15 protein-coding genes and 1 pseudogene are annotated in these 19,077 nt (G+C 70.4%); 7 read left to right on the top strand and 9 right to left on the bottom strand.

Features of this window, described 5'->3' with window-relative positions:
* Positions 1-15: 15 nt before the first annotated feature.
* Positions 16-1,380, bottom strand: a complete 1,365-nt coding sequence (locus tag ACLQ28_RS20105; RefSeq protein ID WP_425687814.1) for a hypothetical protein — start codon at positions 1,378-1,380, stop codon at positions 16-18.
* A gap of 237 nt (positions 1,381-1,617) precedes the next feature.
* Positions 1,618-1,767, bottom strand: coding sequence for a hypothetical protein (locus ACLQ28_RS20100; RefSeq protein WP_425687813.1), 150 nt, complete (start codon positions 1,765-1,767; stop codon positions 1,618-1,620).
* A gap of 151 nt (positions 1,768-1,918) precedes the next feature.
* Between ACLQ28_RS20100 and ACLQ28_RS20095 the strand changes: the two genes are divergently transcribed.
* The gene (locus ACLQ28_RS20095) at positions 1,919-2,797 is read left to right on the top strand and encodes an alpha/beta fold hydrolase (protein ID WP_425687812.1); all 879 of its coding nucleotides are present in this window, start codon (positions 1,919-1,921) and stop codon (positions 2,795-2,797) included.
* A gap of 69 nt (positions 2,798-2,866) precedes the next feature.
* Here the strand turns inward: ACLQ28_RS20095 and ACLQ28_RS20090 are convergent.
* Both ACLQ28_RS20090 and ACLQ28_RS20085 read right to left on the bottom strand, forming a co-directional pair.
* Positions 2,867-2,998 (bottom strand): annotated as a pseudogene (locus tag ACLQ28_RS20090) (IS30 family transposase); the annotation flags it as partial.
* A gap of 148 nt (positions 2,999-3,146) precedes the next feature.
* A complete protein-coding gene (locus tag ACLQ28_RS20085) occupies positions 3,147-3,539 on the bottom strand; it encodes a hypothetical protein (RefSeq protein ID WP_425687811.1) in 393 nt (130 codons plus the stop codon).
* A gap of 381 nt (positions 3,540-3,920) precedes the next feature.
* Between ACLQ28_RS20085 and ACLQ28_RS20080 the strand changes: the two genes are divergently transcribed.
* Positions 3,921-4,781, top strand: coding sequence for an oxygenase MpaB family protein (locus tag ACLQ28_RS20080; protein ID WP_425687810.1), 861 nt, complete (start codon positions 3,921-3,923; stop codon positions 4,779-4,781).
* A 77-nt stretch (positions 4,782-4,858) separates the two neighbouring features.
* Here ACLQ28_RS20080 and ACLQ28_RS20075 read toward each other — a convergent pair whose 3' ends face one another.
* Positions 4,859-6,118, bottom strand: coding sequence for a glycosyltransferase (locus ACLQ28_RS20075; RefSeq protein ID WP_425687809.1), 1,260 nt, complete (start codon positions 6,116-6,118; stop codon positions 4,859-4,861).
* A 201-nt stretch (positions 6,119-6,319) separates the two neighbouring features.
* On the opposite strand from ACLQ28_RS20075, the gene ACLQ28_RS20070 reads away from it, so the two are divergent.
* From ACLQ28_RS20070 to ACLQ28_RS20055, 4 genes are all read left to right on the top strand, one after another.
* Entirely contained in the window at positions 6,320-7,093 is a 774-nt protein-coding gene (locus tag ACLQ28_RS20070; protein ID WP_425687808.1) for a hypothetical protein, read from the top strand.
* An 11-nt stretch (positions 7,094-7,104) separates the two neighbouring features.
* Positions 7,105-8,316 (top strand): sensor histidine kinase, encoded by a 1,212-nt coding sequence (locus ACLQ28_RS20065; RefSeq protein WP_425687807.1) that lies wholly within the window; start codon positions 7,105-7,107, stop codon positions 8,314-8,316.
* Entirely contained in the window at positions 8,313-8,972 is a 660-nt protein-coding gene (locus ACLQ28_RS20060; protein ID WP_425687806.1) for a response regulator, read from the top strand. Before ACLQ28_RS20065 ends, ACLQ28_RS20060 begins: the two co-directional genes overlap by 4 nt.
* Before the next feature lie 204 nt (positions 8,973-9,176).
* Positions 9,177-9,653, top strand: coding sequence for a hypothetical protein (locus ACLQ28_RS20055; protein ID WP_425687805.1), 477 nt, complete (start codon positions 9,177-9,179; stop codon positions 9,651-9,653).
* A gap of 9 nt (positions 9,654-9,662) precedes the next feature.
* On the opposite strand, the gene ACLQ28_RS20050 is transcribed toward ACLQ28_RS20055, so the two are convergent.
* Both ACLQ28_RS20050 and ACLQ28_RS20045 read right to left on the bottom strand, forming a co-directional pair.
* Positions 9,663-10,211, bottom strand: a complete 549-nt coding sequence (locus ACLQ28_RS20050; RefSeq protein WP_425687804.1) for a sigma-70 family RNA polymerase sigma factor — start codon at positions 10,209-10,211, stop codon at positions 9,663-9,665.
* Between the two features lie 88 nt (positions 10,212-10,299).
* Entirely contained in the window at positions 10,300-12,864 is a 2,565-nt protein-coding gene (locus ACLQ28_RS20045; RefSeq protein WP_425687803.1) for a hypothetical protein, read from the bottom strand.
* Positions 12,865-13,344: 480 nt separating this feature from the next.
* Here ACLQ28_RS20045 and ACLQ28_RS20040 point away from each other — a divergent pair, with 480 nt between their 5' ends.
* A complete protein-coding gene (locus tag ACLQ28_RS20040) occupies positions 13,345-15,093 on the top strand; it encodes an RICIN domain-containing protein (RefSeq protein WP_425687802.1) in 1,749 nt (582 codons plus the stop codon).
* Between the two features lie 431 nt (positions 15,094-15,524).
* Here ACLQ28_RS20040 and ACLQ28_RS20035 read toward each other — a convergent pair whose 3' ends face one another.
* Both ACLQ28_RS20035 and ACLQ28_RS20030 read right to left on the bottom strand, forming a co-directional pair.
* Positions 15,525-17,132 (bottom strand): S8 family serine peptidase, encoded by a 1,608-nt coding sequence (locus tag ACLQ28_RS20035; protein WP_425687801.1) that lies wholly within the window; start codon positions 17,130-17,132, stop codon positions 15,525-15,527.
* 165 nt (positions 17,133-17,297) lie between these two features.
* On the bottom strand, positions 17,298-18,830 hold the full coding sequence (locus ACLQ28_RS20030; protein ID WP_425687800.1) for a hypothetical protein: 1,533 nt from the start codon (positions 18,828-18,830) through the stop codon (positions 17,298-17,300).
* Between the last annotated feature and the right edge of the window lie 247 nt (positions 18,831-19,077).

Raw genomic sequence — 19,077 nt, 5'->3', positions numbered from 1 at the left:
GTTGGGCACTGGACGCTACTGCTTCGGGCTTCGTAGTCTCTTGCGGAACCAGAAGGCGGCGACTGCCAGTGCTGCGGTGCTGGCGCCTGCGGCAAACGCGAGCGCCGGACGGGTCGGGCTTCTCGATGCGGATGAACCGATCGGTCTGAGCGCCACAGAGGTGCCGAATGGCGGACTTGACGGGGATGTTCCGTCTGCTGTCGGTGGGTCCTCCAGGAGTTCCGTACCACGTGGACTTAATTGGCGCGGCGCGTCGATTGCATTGCCGTCTCCGACAAGCAGGCTCACTGCCGCCTCCGAAGCGCCTGCGTCTTCATTAAATTCCGCAGCGGCCTCAATGGCTGAGGGTCCGCGCAGGTCCAGGAATCTATCGGTGAGCACCTTCACCAACACGGCGACGAAGAACAGACTGGCGCCGGTCACTATGAGCCCTACAGCCCGACCCCATGCCGTCTCAGCTCCCAGCCCATTCGGATCGCCCCCAGACAAGCGATTGAGGAGCCAATAGACAGCGTTCCAGTATGTCGCTGGGCGGCCATCGCAGGATCCGCCGTCGCATGCCGAGCTCTCCATAGAAGCGACCGACTTAGCACCTGCAGCTATTATGAACGCGATGCCAGTGAGCGTCCCGAGCACCATCACTGCATGCGGTGATATTTTCGGCTGGTGGACCTGCAATTCCATCCCTGGGCGCTGGGCGAGCACCAGAAGCGACGACGACTCGTCACCTAACGGATCTACCTGCGACGAGGCCTTGAGGCACTCAAGGGCTCGGGTGGTAGTCACTGCGTCGGCAGGAATGACAAGCGGATCCTTGCCCTCTAGAGCCGTGAGGATGCCGGTGACGTCGTCGCCGACGAGATGGAACAATTCGATGGACCAGTTCGCGTCGAGCACCGCATCGACATAAACCATCTCGATGCGGCCTGTCGGCCATCGGAAGAACGACCGCACAAAACTGACTGCACCCAACATCATTCCGGCTGTCCAAAAAAGGGCTGGCCAGAACGTGACTGCGAGAACCAGCGAAATTTGAAGCCATGGGGGTGCGGTGATCGCGACGGCGATTGCAGCCAGAGCGAAGAAGGCCACCGCAGGGCCCAACAATACGAGTACGTCCCAGCTCCGATCGAGCCAGGGTCGACGCCTCGTCGATTTCGGCCTGTTCAGGATGATGAGGCTTCCGAGTTGCTCATCCCGCAGAAGGCAGCCATTGCGGCTGGCATAGTAAAGAAGAATTGTCAACGGCGGTCGAGAGCGAAACAACGACAGCCCTCTCGGACGCAAGAAGCCGCGCACGGTCGGCCACCGTTCACCGAGGCGGATCTGGCGCGCCAATGAATAGCATTCCGTCAACGACATAGCGGCAGCAGGTCTCACGACGACAATTATGGACCAACAAGCACGGAGAGGCTAGCCTTGGCCCTTTGTTAAGGTTTGCCCGCATTGTGGATCGAGAAAGACGAAGCGCCCTCCGATCTGGGAAGATCTGGCCACCGGGTTGACCAGCGCGTTCAGCGACGCCCTTGCGGTATTGAGGCAGCGGCGGTCCGGGCATGACCCAAAAGAAGACGCCCCTTCCTGGAAACCGTGCAGTGCCTGTCATCAGGTTCCGGTCTACGGGGTGCGGCGGGTGGCGAGGGTGGCGGGCATGACGGCGGCGGCGCCGAAGCGGCGGTGGGCGGTGTCGGCGGCGGCTTCGATCAGCTGGGCCCGGGGGCTAACCCCATGGTGCTCACTGGCGTCAGCTTCATCACCAACAGACATGCCAGCCCGATCGCGTAAGCGATCAGGCGCCCGAATGCTTGGACACGTACAGCAGCACCCTCTTCCCTCGAAGGATCAGATCCTCATGTCCCGCACCCTCCGCAAGCACCGCAAGCACCGGTCCACGTATCGCGTTCTGTCGTCTCTCGCCGTGCTGACCCTGGCCGCCGGTGGCGTCACGGCGTGTGGCGACGACGGTTCCTCCGCCACCTCCTCGGCCTCGAAACCCCCCACATTGTCCGCCTCGCCGTCGACCAGCCGGGCGGCCGCAGCGAAGCTGCACATGGTCAACAACGGAGGACATCGCCTGGCCTTCTACGTCACGCAGGGCAGCGGTTCCACCATTGTCCTGGACTCCGGCGGCGGCGAGTACTCCTCGCAATGGGAGAACATCGCCCCCAAGCTTCACGCGGCCACCGGCGCCACCGTCATCACCTACGACCGGGCCGGCCTCGGCGAGAGCGACGTGGTGCCCGGCGCGTGGAAGGTCGAGAGCGCAGTCAGCGACCTCAAGGCAGGTCTCAAGCAGCTCGGCGTCACCAAGGACGTAACCCTGGTGTCCCACTCCCAGGCCGGCGAGATCGCCAACAACCTTGCCCAGGACAACCCGGAGATGCTCTCCGGCGCAGTCCTCGTCGACGCCAACCTCCCCCAGTTCTTCACCGACGAGCAAATCCCCCGCCTCGTGGCCGCGGGCCAGCCGGACGTCGACGTGGCGAAGAAGGATCCCGAGAAGCCTGCGAACCGCCAGCTCATCTCCACCGCGGAAGGCTTCGCCGCCGCCCACCAGACCTTCCACAAGGTGAGTTGGCCCGCCTCCGTGCCGGCCACGGTCATGGTGTCGGAGAAGACCCCCTTTGCCGGGTCTCCCGAGGACGCCCAGCGCTGGCGCGACGCCGCCGCCTCGTTCGTCCAGGAAGCCCCCAACCGCAAGCTCGTCACCGCCGAGGGCACCTCCCACGAGATCCCGACAGATCGCCCCGACCTCGTCATCAAGGCGATCGAAGACATGTTCGCGGCACAGCACTGACCGAAGGAGAGGCCCTCCCCCACCGGCGGGGCGGTTTCTCGGGGTCGTCGCAACACGTGGTCGTGTTGATCAGGCCGTGAGCAGTTGATGCGGGCGCTCGACTGGGGTTTCCCGGTCGAGCGTTTTGCGTGGGCGGCCGTTGAGCTGGGTGGCGACGGCGTCGAGGTCTGTGCGGGTGTGGGCGGTCAGGTCGGTGCCCTTGATGTGATGCCGGAACTAAGGCCTTCAACCCCACCGGATCGAGACGTTCAAGTTCTCCACTGACCCGCAACTGGAGACGAAGATCCGTGATGTGGTCGGCTTGTCCCTCGAACCGCCGTGGTACGCGGCGCAGCTCGCCTTCACGCCCCTAATCGGGAAAGACGACCCCGGACGCACCGATGAACGGGGGCCGATCAAGCTCCACCCCCAGGGCCTGACACGTCGCCGCCACCGCGGCGAATTTCACGTCCCCCACGCCGGTGTCCGCCGGGGCGTCGCAGATCCTCGTGACGGTGACCAGACGCCCATCACCGTCACGACGGCCGAGTACGTACCGCACACCCTCGACCGCCTCCGCCACCATCTGCTGATCAATCGGGCCGCCACTGACCGCGCCGGGACCGTAGACCTTACGCCGCCAGGCAAACACACCTTCAGAAACAGCGACTGCATCGTGAGTAAATGACTCGACCCGCACCGCGACGTCCGCGACGTGCGGCACACCTCCGACGATCCGTCGCAGCCGAAACGCACTCTCCATGATCCGATTTTAAATGATCAAGACGCTCCCGCTAATCCACTTCAGACACGTGACACTAGAGTCACTGCGCTGGCTGTTGACATGCCCGACTGAAGCGCACGCTGCGCTGATCATCCTTGAATCCAGTCGTGCTGCGCTTCATCAACCGTGCGTATATTTGGCCTGCGCGCTGCGTCGGCATGGCACCGGTCTTGTGGCTGCGGTCCCGCAGCCTGGCGACGAGCTGCATCGCCCGGACGTTGGCTACGCCGGTAAGGTCGCGTGGCTAACACTCGTCAGAGACGACTACGCCCATTCGCCGGTGGTGGCACAGACGCTCGCCGCGACGCGAGAGCTCACCGGTGACGGCGACCCGCAACCCACGGTTGGAGAAGCCCGCCGATGAGAGGCCGCTACGCGAACCTGGCCCGTATCCGCACGCTGGACCCAGAGCGCGACTACCTGGACATCTACCAGACCATGCTGCGCTACGAGTTCAGCTGGGACATGAAGCTCGGGCTCAACCTCGCCTTCAACCGATCCTTCTCCATTCCCAACATCGCCGCCGTACACACGGCCACGGGCGAGCTGACCGAACGCACCCAGAAGCGGCTCGACGACACCGGCCTGTTGATGTACGAGATGGTGCTCAACGGCTTCGAGCAGCCACGCGGCCGCGACGCGTTGCGGCGGGTCAACCAGCTCCACCGCCCGTACGACATCAGCAACGACGACTTCCTCTACGTCCTGGGCTGCCTGGTCGTGGTCCCGACGCGGTGGTTGCAGGAGTACGGCTGGCGCCCGCCCTGCTGCCACGAGCGGCAGGCCACCTACCTGTTCTACCGAGAGCTAGGCCGGCGGATGGGCATCACGGACATCCCCGGGTCGTACGACGAGTTCGAGACCTGGTTCGACGCGCACGATGCCGCTCACCTGCAGCCCAGCGACGACGCTGCGGCCATCGAGCGGGCCACCCGCATGCGGATGCTCACCCGGATCCCCCGCCTGCTCGCGCCGCTGGGGAACGAACTGGTCAGCGCCATGTACGACGCCCCGCTGCGGCGCGCCATGCGGGTCGATGCGCCGGCCTGGCCGGTCCGGGCTGGCCTGCACGTGGCGCTGAAAATGCGCTCGCGGCTTCAACGGTGGTTCGGTGCGCCACGGACAACGGCGTTGTTCGCCGACGGGCTCAGAGCCAAGAGCTACCCCGACGGGTACGAGATCAGCCAGCTCGGTCCGCAGCACGACCGCGTGCGCGAGTAGCACGTCCTCGGTCGCGGCGCGTTGGGGTACGCCCTGGCCCGCAGGCGCGTGCGAGCCGCACTCCGCCGCCCGCTCGGTCAATCGGCTGCGTCGAGCAACAGCCTGGCGGCCCTCGCCGCCCCATCGGTGCGGATCGTGCCGGCGACGGCGGTCGCCCGTGTCCGGGTCTCGGGATCCAGGGCCACCCTCAGCGCGGCCGACAGCGACTCGGCGGTCGGGGTCGGGCCGGCGTGCGCCGCGCCGATGCCCAGGTCGGCGACGCGGCCGGCCCAGTATGGCTGGTCAGTCGCCAGGGGCACCACCACCTGCGGCGCACCGGCCCGGGCCGCCGTCGTCAGGGTCCCCGCGCCCCCGTGGTGCACCACAGCGGCCACCTGGCGGAACAGCGCCTGCTGATTGACCTCACCCACGACAAAGCAGTCCTCGGCGTCATCGATCGGAGCCAGCCCGGCCCAGCCTCGCCCGATCAGTACGCGGCGCCCCTGCGCCCGGATCGCCTCGATGGCCACCGCGGCGATGCCCCGCGGGGCGTGCATGCTGCCGAAGCCGACGTACACCGGGGGCGCGCCGGCGTCCAGGAACGCGACCAGTTCGGCGGGCAGCGGGCGTTCATCGGGCAGGATCCACGCGCCGGTCTGCACCACGTCGAGGTCCGCCGTCTCCCGCCACGGGCCCAGGATCGGGTCTGCCGCGAGCCACGGCCGGTCGGTCAGCACGTGGTCGCGGACCCTGTCCACCGGAGGCAGGCCGACCGACGCCCGGTGGGTGTTGATCGGCTCGCCGAACATCGCGTCATAGGTCCGCGCCTCCAGCCGCCACAGCGTCCGGTTGTCCGTCACCCCCCTCGGGAACGGCCGGCCCCAGGGCCACGGCGGGTGATGCGGCGACGGCAGCACGATCGGGCAGAAGGACACGTACGTGTACCGGATGCCGAGCTTCTCGGCCACCGACGGCGTCACGAAGAGCACCATGCCGGCAGCCACGAGCAGGTCGCATCCCTCGGCCGCCGCGGCGATCGTCTCGAACTGCGTGGCCATCATCTCGGCCACGGCACGCGAGGCGTCCGCCGCCGACGACGGTCGCACCAACGAGCGCCAGGGCTGGCCGATCGTCACCAGCGGTACGCCGACGCCGGCCAGCAGCGCGACGAACTCCTCATCCGGGGGTGCGCACACCCGTACCTCGGCGCCGAGTTCCCGCAACCGCACCGCGAGTCCCACGATCGGTTCGACGTCCCCGCGTGACCCGTACGTCGACAACAACACCCGCACTTCGCGTCTCCCGTTTCCGTAGGTGCCGCCCTCGGTCAGCGATTCTGCGACACCGATCGGATTCACGCGCAAGTCCCAGGGCGGGGACGCCGGACGCATCGCCATAGCTCTCTATAACGACGCCGGGACTTCCCCTGACATCGACAAAGTCGGTATCAGTTGAGCAACCCCCGGTTCACGCACAGGTAACGATTGGTAGATTCTCAGCCGTGTCTACGGCGAAACCGTTCGCTTTTCTCGACCACCGCCAAGGGCTCGGGGAGTAGCGTGCCCAACGACCCGATCACGGACACCCGCGATCCGCTTCACCCGATCCTGCACGGGACACCGGAGCTGGGGCGTTCCCTCCAGCCACCGGTCTGGGCCGGGATCACCGGCCTGGCGGCCGTCATCCTCCTCGCCGCGCTCGCCATCCCGCCGCTGATCTCCCGCGGCAAAGACCAGCGGCCCGACGGGTCCCAGGCGCGACCGCCCACCGCTACCGCCCCGGCCACCGCTACCGCCCCGGCCGCCTCGATGCCGCCGACCGGCGGAGCATCGCCCCACGTCGGTCCGAGCGCGACAGTGGGCGGCGCGCCGCCGGTCGCGACACCGGATCGTGGTACCCCGAGATCCGCGAAGGGCTCGTCGAGCCCGTCGAGGACCACACCACCCAACGCGAACCCGCCCACTCGGTTCACGACAGTCACCGTCCAGGCCGAGAACCCCGCCAACAGCCTCAGCGAGGGAGCCATCCCCGTCTCCTGCGGCACCTGCGACGGCGGAGCCCGCGTACGCTACCTCGGCAGGATCACCGTCTACCTCAACACCAACGTGGCCGGCACCCGAACCGTCACCGTCACCTACGAGCTCGACGGCAATCGACGCGTCAAGGTGGCCGTCAACAACGCGGCGCCCACCACCTTCAGCCTCAGCGGCACCGACTGGAAACAACCGATGACCTTCTCCTTCGCCGCCCCGATCCCCGCCGGGCGCACTGCCATCACCTTCTACAACGACGAGGGAGACTGCCCCGACATCGACAAAGTCACCGTCAGCTGATCGGTCGATCGATGAGCTGGTTTGTCGCGTACGCTGCCGTGTCCCGGGCGCTGCTGCTCGGGCGGCTCACCCTGACGTTCGCCGCGGTCGGTGTCGGTGTGGGACTGGTCAACGACTTCTGGCAGAGCCTCAGCTCGCTGGCCCTCATCGCCGGGACCACGATAGTCCAGCTCACGGTGCTGAGCCGGTGGCCGACGGCGATCCGGTGGCGGTTGTGCGTCATCGCCGTCGACGTCGTGCCGATGATCGGTGTGCTGCTGCTCAGCCGTGGTGGAGTCGCCTACTTCTGCTACGCGGCCGGGCACGCCGCGCTCGCCGGCGCGTTGCTCGGCGTACGCGGGCTGCCGCTGTGGATCGCCGACGCGGGGCTCGGCCTGGCCGTGGCCACGGAGCTGCTCCGGGCCGGCGGCAGCGGGGCCGCCACGTCCATCGCTGCCCCGTTCATGCTCGCCTTTCCGATGATCGACATCGTCTGCGGGATCGCCGCCGCCGTCGTGACCGCTGCGCTGGCGAGATACATCGACGCGTCGGTGGCGGCGGTGACCGCCGTGCAGCACTCGACGGCCGCGTCGGAACGCACCCGGCTGGCCCGGGAGCTGCACGACTCGGTGGCGAAGACGCTGCGCGGGGTCTCCTTCGCCGCGGTCGCGTTGCCGTCCCTGCTGCGCCGCCAGCCGGACCTGGCCGAACAACTCGCCGCCACCGTCTCGGAGGGGGCGAACGCCGCCGTACGCGAGGCCCGCGAGCTGCTTGCCGGGTTGCGCCGGGACGCGCCGGACCAACCGTTCCCGGACGTCGTACAGGGCATCTGCCGGGCCTGGTCGAGCAGCGCCGGCATTCCGGTGCGGGTCACGGCCACAGCGGTCAACCCGCCGGTGGCGGCCCGGTACGAACTCACCCAGATCCTGAACGAGGCGCTGCAGAACGTGGCTCGGCACGCAAGTGCCAGCCTGGTACAGGTTGACCTCAACCAGCCGGAGCGGCACGTGGAACTCACCATCCGGGACAACGGCTCGGGGTTCACGGTGCCTGGCGAGTTGACCGAACTCTCCGCCTCCGGCAACTTCGGGATCATCGGGATGACCGAGCGTGCCCAGGCCGTCGGTGGCACCCTGCGAGTCGACTCGACCACCGGGGCTGGCACCAGGCTCGTGGCCCGGGTCCCACTGACCGCCGATGTCGACCCGGCGGTCAGCCGCTACGGACAGGTGGTCTCCCCGTGATCGACGTCCTGATCGTCGACGACAACCCCATCGTCCGGGTTGCCATTCGCGGCTACCTCGCCGGTATCGAGGACGTGCGGGTGGTCGGCGAGGCCCCCGACGGGCGGACCGCCGTGACCATGGCACGACGGCTGCGTCCGAACGTGACCCTGCTCGACCATCGCATGCCGATCGCCGACGGGCTGAGCGTCGTCACCCAACTCTCCGAACACACCGCCGCGCTCGTCCTGACCAGCGACACCGCCGACGAACTCATCGCCGCGATGCTGCGCGGCGGCGCCAGCGGCTACCTCGTTCACGGCGAGTTCGACCCGCCCGAGTTGGTCCGCGCGATCCGCGCGGTGGCGTCCGGTCAGGGCTGGCTGTCGTCCCGGGGCGCCTCGGTCACCATCGCCGCCCTGCGGGACCAGGCGGCCCGCGAGCGGGACCAGGCCGGTCAAGTCGACCAGATACGCCTGGTGCGGCAGGGGTTCGGCCTGACCCGGCGGGAACAGGACGTCATCGAGCTGCTGTGCGCCGGCCACTCGAACGCCGCGATCGGCCGGCGCCTGCTGCTGACGGAGAAGACGGTCAAGAACCACCTGCATCACATCTTCGTCAAGCTCCGGGTCACCAACCGGACGGAGGCGGTTCTGCGCTGGTCGGGCCGGCAGTAGCCGTCCGGGTTCTGGCGACGGGCGCCCGGGTTCGGCCGCACCCACCCACGGACGGCGCCGCCCGTGGCGACGGGCGGTAAGCCGGCGAAGACCGACCGGTCGATTGAACGCGCGGACTCCGGTTGCCGTTGTGTTGACCGTCAACGGTTTCAACAGGACGGGAACGGCGCCGGATGGCACACGCATGAACGGCGGGCAGCCGTAATGACGAGCAAGCGCAGCGACCAGGGACATCCGTTTGTTCCGGCCACCCCCGCGATCAGTGTGTTGCTCGCGCATCCGAGGCCGACCGAGCGGGCGGCCATCCGTGCCGTGCTCGACACCGACGATCGGGTACGGGTGGTGGCAGGCACCGGTGACGGCGGCGAGGCGCTGGCCCTGGCTCGCCAGCTACGGCCGACCGTGACGCTGCTCGACGACCGGGTTCCCGCGCCCGACAGCACGGACCTCGTGGGCTCGCTCGCCCGGCGTTCGCTGGTGATCGCGATGACGGGCGTGACCGAGCACCGCGCGATAGCCGCGAAGCTGAGCGCGCCCGTCCAGGGCTGCCTCGTCTACGGCCACTTCGAGCCCGCCGACCTGCTGGGTGCCGTACGCGCCGTCGCGAATGGGCTGGCCTGGCTGTCACCCGTGGCGGTGGCGGCCGTCATCTGGTCGCTCCGCGTACCCGCCGTGTCGTAGAACGACGCCTTATGACCGTGCGTCGGCCTCGGCGAGGATCCCGCGCGCCACGCGCAGCGCGTAGAAGGAACGCGAGCGTACGGTGCCCTCCGGGATGCCGATCCGCGCCGCCACCTCCGCCACCGACGCGTCACGGTAGTAGAGCTCGACCAGCACGGTCCGGTGCTCGGGGGTCAGCTTGCGCAGGACCGTGTGCAGGGCGAGCTTGTCGGAAAGCGTCTCGAACGTGTCGTCCGGCGAACTGGCCCAGCTGATGTCCACCCCGGAGATCTCCGATCTCACCTGGCGGGAGCGGGCCAGGTCGATCGCGAGGTGCCGGGCCACGATGAACAGCCACCGGCGGATCGTGGTGGCGTCATCCGGCAGATCGTCCAGCTTGCGCCAGGCCCGCAGCATCGTCTCCTGCAACAGGTCCTCCGCCGTTCCGGCCTGCCCGCGCGTCAGCCGGAGCAGAAAGTAGTACAGCGGTTGGGCGTTCGCCTGGAAGACCTCCCGCATGCGGCGCTCGAGGTGGGCTTCCCGGTCGGACCGGTCGGCTACGCACACGTCGCTAGTCATCGCCTTTTCCCTTTCCGGCGTGGAAAAGCGCTTCGTTTCGCAACGGACGCTACTGACGGTCCACCCCGGAACTCCTGAGCCGAAAGGCTCAGTGGGACCCAGGTTGGGTCCCGGATGCCGCAGGCAGACTCGGACGCTCTGGCCGGTTGGTCCGGTCTCCGCCGCCGGGGAGCAACTCGGCCAGCGTCCGCGCCGACGCGTCGCCGACCGCGCGCCAGCCCAGCCGCCCCGCAGTCAAGACCCGCACGACGTCGACCCGCTCGTACTCGCCGCCGGGCAACAGCAGTTCCACCTTGGCCTCGAGCAGCGCGGCGGCTGCGGAACGGACCGGCGCCAGGCCGGCCATCTGGAGTGCGGTCGCGCGCACGTCGACCGCGCGCCGCCACGGCACGCGCAACTCCAGCAGGCGGTGGCCCGGGCGGACCCTCGGTCGCCGACGCAACAGCACCAGAGCGCCGTTCGACGAGGCGATCTTCGGGCCGGGCAGCAGCGCGTACGCGGTCGCGTCGTGCTCCCAGGGCCACCGCGAGACGTCGCTCGGCAGCCCTTCGATGCCGTGCTCCGCCCCCGAGCAGCGCATCGCGAGCGCGGGTCCGGTGGGCGGGGTGGCGCGGGCCGTGAGGTGCCCCGACGCGGCGACGTCGTAGCTCGCGACCAGCCTCGTCCGGCCCAGCAGGCCGCCCGGCAGCAGATACGCTTTCTCCCGGTTGGCGAGCAGGGCCTGGACCACCGGCGGTTCGTGCACGTTGATCGATGACGTGTCCACCGCGCCACCCGGCTCGACCCGTACGCGGAGCAGGTGTTCACCGGCGGCGAGCGTGCCGGGGGCGGGCGGCCGGAGCGTACCGACGAGGAACAGGTGCGGCGTGGGCACGCCGCGCTCGACGGCCTCAGCCGGCGGGCACCCGCACACCACATAGAGGTCGACCGGCTCCTCGTTGACCTCCGGCCGCGCGGCGAGCCAGTCGATGCCGTGCCGCAGCCCACGCCGGGCCGTGACCAGCGAGGGCGTCGCGCTGACCGGAAGGTCGGGGCTGGCGGGCGTACGTGACACAGCCGGACGATTCGGCACCAGGCTCGACGTCGCGGGTGTTGGGGGCCGCGGCGGAAGGTCGGGTCGCGCCGTTGGCCGGGCAGGACGGCCCGGGTCCAGCGGCCGTTCCGGAGCACGTCCGGCAACCGCGGAAGGCCGCGCGGAACGGTCAGTGGCGACCAGCACGCCGTTCTCGCTGCGCCAGCGCCGCTGCGGCTCGCCCAGGTCCAACCGCTGCCAGTCGACCGGCCGACCGTCTCGATCCACCGCGCGCGGCGTACCGTTCAGGCTCTCGACGTCGGCGTCCGGCGGCAGGATCCAGACCTGCGCGCGGAGCCCGCTGGTGAGCTGGGTGCCGTAGTCGCGCAACCCCGACGCGGCGGACCCCGGATAGCCGGCGAGCAGTACGAGATCCTCGCCCTGCCAGCCGGCGGCCCGCAGCATCCGGTGTAGCACCCTGGGTCCCAGCGCGTGCGGGACGCCGTCGGCGTGCTGTGCCGCCCACCGCCCGTCGGCGAGGACCGTCAGGTCGAGATGGAGCAGCCCGTGCTGGGCACGCAGCCCTGCGTAGCGGGCGGCCATCGCACGTTCGCGCTCCGGCGCGACGGTGACCAGCGGTACGCCCGGATAGCTGCTGACGATCCGCTTCCCGACCGGGGACAACCGCCCGTCCAGGTCGGACTCGAAGCGGGAGGATCCGGCGGCCGGCGGCAGGTACGCCCGCCACGCCGCCGGTCCACCGGCCCGGTCGGCGGCGCTGAGGTCGTGGCAGCTCTCCAGGATCTCGGTCAGCGCGTTGCGCTCCGGCGCCCAGACGATCGCGCCGGTGTTCTCGGCGAAGGCGGCAAGGTTCCCGTGTAGCAGCGCCTGCTCGTCCCCGTCGAACGGCCACCGTATCCACATCCGTACCTCGGCGCCGTACAGCGGCATCTCGGAGAGGGCGGCGGCGAGCCGTCGTCCGCCGACGACCTGGTACGAACCGCCGTAGTCGCCGAGCACGAACCCGCCACCGCGGACGGCGGCACCGATAGTGGTCAGCTCCGGGTGGCCCGCCGCCAGGTCGGCTGCGGCGGCGCGCCGGGCCACGAAGTCCGCGCGGGTCGCCAACGTGATCCCGCCCGGCAGCGGTGCCGTGACGACGCCGGTCCGCGGCCGGAGCAGTCCACCGGCGGCCTCGTACCAGCCGGGCAGGTCGGTCGCCATGGCCGGCGGCTGGATGACGAGCCAGTCAACCGGCCGGCCGGTCACGGTGTCGACGAGCGCCGGTTCCCGATGCGTACCGTGGCGGTAGCGGAGCTTGCTGCGGGCGGGGGCGATGTGCACGTCACGGCCGAGTATCCCGGCGAGTTCGGCGAACACCTCCCGGTGCTCGGCCGCGCCGTCCATCATCACCCGTACGTCGTCCCCGGCCCCGCCGCCGCGTTGGACGAGGTCGGCTATCGCGGTGGCGTCCAGGGGTGCACCCCGGCCCTGAGCACCGGCCAGCCGACCGTCGGCCCCGACCCGTAGCCAGATGTCGAACAGGCCGTCGAGGCGCCGATACTCCGCGCGCTCGGCACCGGTGGTCTTCGCCGGTAGGCCCGGCAGCCCGCCGGCGACGGTGCCCGTACCGTTGTTCATCTCGGTCCGCTCGTCTGCATACCCCCCCAACGAACGGCGAGGCCCGGTCTTCTCAATCTCGACGCCGAAACCATGAGCGGTACGGGAGGAATTTTCCCGGATGCCCGGGAAATTTGCGGTGGCGGTCATCGGAAGCAGACCCGGGCCGCGCGTTGGTCAGGCCGGGTCGCCATCGACGCTCCTCACCGGCGCTCCGATCCGCAGCGCAGGCATCCCACCACTGTCCTCCCCTTCCGGCCCACCACAGCGAGAATCAGCCTGGCAGTCGGCCGGAGCCGACCACCAGTCCCTCATCCGGCGGCCGGCGTCCCCGTCACCGCCGGCCGGAGGGCCACCCGCGCCCCGGGTGTGGCGTCCCTGAAAAGGGGCGCCCGGCGCCCCCGTACTCCGGACGCCGGAGAAGTTCTTCAGCGCGTTGAACGCGGTCGGGCCGGCGTTCGTCGTGACGGCGATCCCGATGCGAAGAAGGGTACGAACACTGTGCGAACCTCCTCGTCCTGGAGCCCGAGCCGGTGGCTCGGCCAGCTCCGCAACCGGCGCGGCCAGCGGCTCGGCTGGCTGGGGCGCCGCGCCGTGGGCACCGTCATCGCGAGCCTCGCGGTCCTCTCCGCCGTCGTCGCCAGCATCGGCTGGGGCATCTCGGTGGCGGCCAACAACAACGATCTCACCGGGCGTTCCATCTCGGACGACCAGATGACGATGATCGCCACGGCCGCCCGCTCCTGTCCGATGTTGACCCCCGCCCGTCTCTCCGGCCAACTGATGGCCGAGTCCGGCCTCGACACCGCCGCGTCCGGCACCGTGTCCGGCGGTCGGGGCATCGCCGGGCTCGACGACGACGACTGGAAGAAGTGGACCCCGTGGCCGCAGGCGCGCCGCACGGACACCTCAGCCAACATCCTCGCGCTCGCCCACCAGGTGTGTGACCTCAGCGGGCAGCTACGGCTGGCGAAGGTCCCCGGAGACCAGTGGGGGCTCTCCCTCGCCGCGTTCCGCGCGGGGTTGGAGGCCGTACGGGACGCCGGTGGGATCCCACAGTCCGCCAGCGACTACGTCGACAAGGCCAACGCGTACGCCAACTACTACGACACGTTGCCGCAGTTCGGTGGCGCGGGCACGCGGGGCCAATTCACCCCGACCGGAGCACCGGCCGCCGTCAAACCCCTCCCCGGCACGTACGTCCAGCCCCTGCTCGCCGCGGGCAAGGTCTGCGCACAGGTGCCGCCGTCCGCCGTCGCGGCGGTCCTCATGGCCGCCTCCCAGTTCAACCCCAACAGGTTGGGGGCGAAGAGCGAGCAGGGCATCGCCCAGTTCCGCGCCGACCTCTGGCAGCGCTACGGCCCACCGAACGCCTCGGCCTGGGACCCCGCCGTCGCCATCCCGGCGGTCGGTACCGCCCTCTGCGAGATGGTCAAGGAATTCTCCGCCCTCCAGGGCGACCCCTATCTCCTCGCGCTCACCGCATTCCGGATCGGGCCCGACGCCGTACGCCAGAGCGGTGGCACCCCGGACGCCGCCACCCAGACGTTCCTCCGGGACGTCGCGTCCTACACCTCCTACTACGCGCTCGACACCCGCCTCACCGCCAAGCCAGCGGCCGGATCGCCGTCGCCCACCACGCCGGCGACCCGCACAGCCCCGGGCACCTCGCCGACACCCTCCCCGACGGTCACGGCCCCGAAGCCAACGGTGCAGAGCACCAAGCCACCAGCCCGCAGCAACCAGCCCGCCGTCATGGCCAAGGATGCGCACGGCACCTACGGTCCGTACTTCATCTACAACAACGCGACCAAGCTCTGCGTCGACCTTCCCGGATTCTATGGCGGGAAGGTCGACGGACCGGTGAACCAGTACCCGTGCGCCAAGACCACCACGGACAACCAGGAGTTCGTCTTCATACCGCGAGCCACCGGCCAGGACGGGCACCAGCTTTACTGGATCCGCAACATGGACGACAACTTCTGCCTCGACCCGCCCGGCACCGGCACCGTGGCCAGCAGCACCCCGCTCGGTGAGACCGTCTGCTACGACAAAGACAACCAGTACTTCCAGCTCGAACCCAGGTTCGTTTCGGGCGGCTTCGAGTACTACCGCCTCCGCAACGCCGTCAGCGGCTTCTGTCTCGACGTACCCGGGGCGGGCCAGTCCAAGGAGGTCCGCTTGGCGCTCACCCCGTGCCAGGACAACGACGACCACGAATGGGCGCTGATGGAGAAGTCGGAGTGGTGACGCGCTCCTGACGCACGACGACACGGCCGGGCGAGGATCGGTTCCGATCCTCGCCCGGCCGTTTCCATGCCGATTCCTCCCCGTGCCGGTAGCCCGCAGGGCCCCGGACCAGGGTGGTAAGAGAGCCAGCCGCAGGGCGTCGCGCGCACCGACTGCTCGCACAACGTCCGTGCCGGTTCGAACCTCGCGATGCGGGCATCCAGGCCGGCTCGCGCCTCGCCTTGCGGGCATCCAGGCCGGCTCGCGCCTCGCCTTGCGGGCATCCATGCCGGAGCAGCCGGTAGTGCGGGACGGAAAACGAGAGCCGGTGACGCGGAGGCGGTGCCCCTCGGGGCCCGACACTCCCGCGTCACCGGCTCTTCCGGTGCGCCGCCGGCTACCGGCGTTGCCTACCTACCGCCGACTACCGGCGTTGCCTACCTACCGCCGGATCACCGGCGTTGCCCACCTACCGCCGGTTCAGCGGCGTCGTCGCCCGTCTGCCGCTGCGAGGCCGTCTCGTCCCGTGCCGATCCCGGCGGCGGGCCGGACTCCTCCAGTTCGCCCGCGGCGAGATCGCTTCCCCTGGCCCAGCGCCGGGCCCGCAGCAGGAGCAGCGCGATCGCGGCGAGCAGGATGAACACCACGACGACGATCGCCACCGTACGCGCCAGGCCACCGCCGCCGCTCCCGCCGGTCGCCGTGGCACTCGCCTCGCCCTCGACCGTGGCGCTCACGGCTGCGGCCGGCTTGATCATTCCCCAGCCGTACTGCTGGTCCGGTGGCGCGGCGCCCATCCGCTCGGCGGTCACCTCGATGCGGTGCTTCACCTGGGCTGCGCTGAGCGCCGGATAGGCGGATCGGACCAGGCTCGCCTGGCCGGCGACGAAGGCGACCGCGTACTGCGAGCCGCTCATGTTCACCGTGCCGCTCCCGTTGATGCCGAGGCTCTCGACGTCGACACCGGGAGCGACCACGTCCACCGTGGAGTCCTGGTACGCCTCAGCCAGCTTGCCGTCCGCACCGATCCCGCCCACCAGGAGCAACGCGCCTGGAGTGCCGGCACCCTCGGAGGGCGTCGGTATCGTCGCGGACTCGGTGGGCGCGGCGGCGACGATGAGCACGTCCTGGGCCAACGCCTTGGTCACCGCCGCGGCCACCTCCGGCTCTTTCAGGCTGACGAACGAGCCGACGGCGATGACCGATGCGCCGGTGGAGACGGCCACCTCGATCGCGTTCACCGCGTCGGTCGGCTTGGCCTTCGCGCCGTTACCGACGACCCGGATCGGCAGGACTGTCGCGTCCGGCGCCATGCCGCTGGGCACCTCGGGCTGGTCGGAGTCGCCGGCGATGATGCCGGCCATCGCCGTACCGGAGCCGAGGCAGTCAGAGTCGCCCTGACCGTTGCCGCTCGTGACGTCCGCGCCGACGGCCACCCGCCCGCTGAGCTGCGGCAGGCTCGCGTCGACACCCGAGTCGACCACCGCCACCATCACCCCGTCGCCGCGGGACCGTTCCCACGCGTTGTGCGCCGCCAACTGCTGCTGGGCCCAGTTCGACTGCTTGCTGGTGGCGGCGGTGCGACCGCAGTTCCCCGCCGAGCCGCCACCGGTCCGCGTGGACGGCTTGGTGACGTTGCTGGGCGACTTGGTGGGGTCGACGCGAGGAGCGCCACCGGTGCTCGGCTTCGTCGTCGGTTTGCCTGACGCCGCAGGCTTGCCCGACGCGCCCGTATTCGGGACCGCGGACCCCGTCGGCAGCAGCCCGTACCGCACGCCGTCACCGGCGGCGTCCCACGGAAGGACGAGCACCCAGCCGGCGTGCAGGCGGGCGGGATCGCTCAGCCCCGCCCCGTCCGCCTGGGGGCGCCCCGCGTTGAGCGCGTATATCTCGGCGGACCGCTCGCCGCTGCCGAGCACCCGTACGGCGATCTCGGTCAGATTCTCCGGCGCCCCCTGGTAGGAGGCAGCCACCGCGTAGTACTTCACGAAGCCGGACGCCGTAGCGGGATCCGCGGTCGCCACTTCGACCGTCGTCAGCTGGGCCAGTCCGCATGCCACGAAAAACACCGCGAGTAGCCGATACAGGGTCTTACATCTCGCTGGCACCGCCAGCCTCCTTCGCGTCACCGCGCCCGGTCGGACGTCGACCTGACGACGAAGGCGTGCCGCTCCGCGTTCAGGCAATCCGACGCGGATGTCGAAACCGCGGTGTCGGGCGAGACGTCAGTCCGTGACGTCGAGCCGGATCGACCAGCGTCCGGCCGGCACGGAACCGAGGATCACCGGCACGGCACGCCCCTGGGTCGCCCTGGCAAGCTGTCGGACGATCGCGGCCGGCTCCGGCAGACCCGCGCAGAACACCACGTACGGCTCCGGGCGCGGCTCGTCGGGAGCCGGCAGCTCTGGAAAGCGCTCCAGCCGGCGGGCACCCGGAACGGTCTCGTGGCCGAGCGCATCGCCGATGAGGGTGACCCCGAGACCCGCGCCGCGCAACTGCCGGGCGTACGCGGCGGCGCGGCGGCGGCAGTCGCCATCCGGGCCGACGATCGTCAGGACATCCGGGGTACGGGCGAGGTCGACGTGCAGCCGCCACCCGTCCCGGTGCCCGAGCACCAGCGGCGCGGTCGCCGGTGGCGGTTCCTCCCCCTCGGCCAGCCAGGCGTAGGCGGGTACGCCGTGCCCGGGCGTCACCCCGGAGAGCCGTACGTTCACCGGACCGTCCTCGGTGAGCAGCGTCTCGCTCACGTCGGGCGCCCGGTCGTCCGCACCGGGCAGGGCGGGCCGGGGCTCGACCGGGCGCGTCGCGTCGGCCGCGCCGTCGTTCGTGGTCGCCGCGACCGGGTCGGTGGCGCGCGGTGCCCCGGCCGCGACGGTGGTGTCCTCCGGCAGTGGCACGTCGACGACGGCACGGCCGCCGCCGGTAGCGGACGGGACCGGTCGCGGCGGTGTCTCGGACCGCCCTGCCTCGGGCGTCCTGGGCCCGGGTGTGCGGGCCGTGGAAGTCCGTGCCGCGGGCGTCCGGGTGCCGGCGTCCGGGTCCGGCCCGGTGGTGGGGGGCGTCGCGGCGGACGCGGACACGCTGGGCACTCCGGGCGCGGCGGGCCGGTTCACCGGCTCCGGTGGGTCGCCGGGGTCGATGGCGGCGTCGGAATCGATCGTTGGCCCGGAGGCGACGGCCGGCTCAGGCCGGGAGGCGACTGGTTCCGGCCCGGACGCCGGGCCGGTCGCGGCGCGCGCCCTGCGGCGCGACCCGCCGTGCAGCACGCGCAGGGCGAGGATGACCAGGAGGAGCGTGATCGCGAATCCGCCGATCCGCAGCAGGGTGCCGTCGATCTCGCGGTCGTCGTGGGCTGCCGCCCGCGGAGGCGGTGCCGAAGAGCCCTCCGGGGACGGCGTGCCGGGCACCACCGCGGGGATCGGTCCGGTACGCACGCCGGGGCCCTTCGCGCCGGCGGGCAGCACCAGGATCCAGCCGGGCTGGACCGTCAGTGCGTCGGTCAGGACGCCGCCGTCGGGCTGGCGACGGCCGCGGTTGAGGTCGGCGATCTCGTGGTAGCGGTTGCCGTTGCCGAGCGTCTTGAGGGCAATCGCGTAGAGATGCTCGCGCTGGCCGTTGACCGGCTGACCGACCACGTAGTACTTGCCCGTCTCGGCCGGGGTGGCAGGCGCGCCCGACGCGTGGGCGATCGGGCCGGTCAGGGCCCCGAGAACGGCACCAGCGACCGCTGCGAGCACGAGCGCCAGCCGAGCCAGCATCGACACCTCCCACGATGTTTCCGTGGCACCGTACTCTGCGCCGTCACGGCCGCCGCGACCGTGACGGACCCGCGCCCCCTTTCGGGCGTCCCTCTTACCTGATCGTCGAGCCGGCGGCGCACGGATCACGGCGCCGCGGCGGCGAATGTCCCGGCGGACGGTGAACCGAACGCGCCGGCCCGTCGTTGGGAGGCCGTCGACGCGCGCCGGGAGCGATCCGGGCGCCGATCCGACGTGAGCCGCGAGG

The sequence above is a fragment of the Micromonospora sp. DT201 genome, assembly GCF_049841575.1.
Lineage (GTDB): Bacteria > Actinomycetota > Actinomycetes > Mycobacteriales > Micromonosporaceae > Micromonospora.
The sequence above is the reverse complement of the archived record's forward strand: the minus strand, read 5'-3'. Positions and strand labels throughout refer to the sequence as shown.

What these genes read in the sequence shown, in the direction of transcription:
- ACLQ28_RS20085 (WP_425687811.1), bottom strand. Translation starts at nt 3,539, where the DNA reads ATGGAGAGTGCGTTTCGGCTGCGACGGATCGTCGGAGGTGTGCCGCAC.
- ACLQ28_RS20030 (WP_425687800.1), bottom strand. Translation starts at nt 18,830, where the DNA reads ATGCTGGCTCGGCTGGCGCTCGTGCTCGCAGCGGTCGCTGGTGCCGTT.
- ACLQ28_RS20050 (WP_425687804.1), bottom strand. Translation starts at nt 10,211, where the DNA reads ATGACTAGCGACGTGTGCGTAGCCGACCGGTCCGACCGGGAAGCCCAC.
- ACLQ28_RS20100 (WP_425687813.1), bottom strand. Translation starts at nt 1,767, where the DNA reads ATGTCTGTTGGTGATGAAGCTGACGCCAGTGAGCACCATGGGGTTAGC.
- ACLQ28_RS20080 (WP_425687810.1), top strand. Translation starts at nt 3,921, where the DNA reads ATGAGAGGCCGCTACGCGAACCTGGCCCGTATCCGCACGCTGGACCCA.
- ACLQ28_RS20055 (WP_425687805.1), top strand. Translation starts at nt 9,177, where the DNA reads ATGACGAGCAAGCGCAGCGACCAGGGACATCCGTTTGTTCCGGCCACC.
- ACLQ28_RS20045 (WP_425687803.1), bottom strand. Translation starts at nt 12,864, where the DNA reads ATGAACAACGGTACGGGCACCGTCGCCGGCGGGCTGCCGGGCCTACCG.
- ACLQ28_RS20065 (WP_425687807.1), top strand. Translation starts at nt 7,105, where the DNA reads ATGAGCTGGTTTGTCGCGTACGCTGCCGTGTCCCGGGCGCTGCTGCTC.